2 protein-coding genes are annotated in these 635 nt (G+C 37.3%); both read right to left on the minus strand.

The window, feature by feature from the left end:
* A partial coding sequence (locus MXD58_RS31780; RefSeq protein ID WP_518478673.1) for a hypothetical protein occupies nucleotides 1–403 on the minus strand: 403 nt, incomplete at its 3' end.
* 44 nt (nucleotides 404–447) lie between these two features.
* Nucleotides 448–635, minus strand: a 188-nt coding sequence (locus MXD58_RS31785; protein ID WP_250610022.1) for a hypothetical protein, incomplete at its 5' end; no start/stop codon positions are given.

Below are 635 nucleotides of genomic sequence, written 5' to 3' on the forward strand. Positions count from 1 at the left end.
GGTCATCCTCTTTCGTTGGTTCTTGTGGATAGTAGGACAATCGGAAACGGTCATTTTTCCGACAAAAGGAATCCAGATGGTCTTCTCGATAGAGAAGGGTATCTTCCTCTAATTGCTCAATATCAAAGTCCCAATCATAGGCGACATCGCTACGGAACACATATCGAGAATGAACATCTGCGGTTATGACCACATGGGTTTGCAAAGCAGAGTCATCCGTAAAGGAGGTATCAAAACTTCCTTTGCCTTTTCTCCGAATGTTGTTTAGATTGTATTGCATCTTATCTGTATTCAACCAGATTTCATTGAAGGTTTTGTCTTGAAAGCCGTTATTTTCATGTTTGTCCAAAAATTCCACGCAACAGCGATAGAGCCATTCTAATTTCGTGTAATAGGTTTTCATCCCAATCTCCAACATATCACAGGTTCTTCTTACCGAAGTTTTATTTAGCAATAACTTGGAAAAGAGAGGGAGTATATCGTTTCGTTTTTGATGATAGGTAGTTGATTCTCTTTTAATCGGTAACACATTGGTGTATTTTTTACATTCTTTGCATTGATATTTTTGTGAATTACTTTTACTTTTTCCTCTTTTATAGAAATTGGATTTTTCGGTGAAAGGAGTTGTCCCATCA

Source organism: Frankia sp. AgKG'84/4, from assembly GCF_023242965.2.
Lineage (GTDB): Bacteria > Actinomycetota > Actinomycetes > Frankiales > Frankiaceae > Frankia.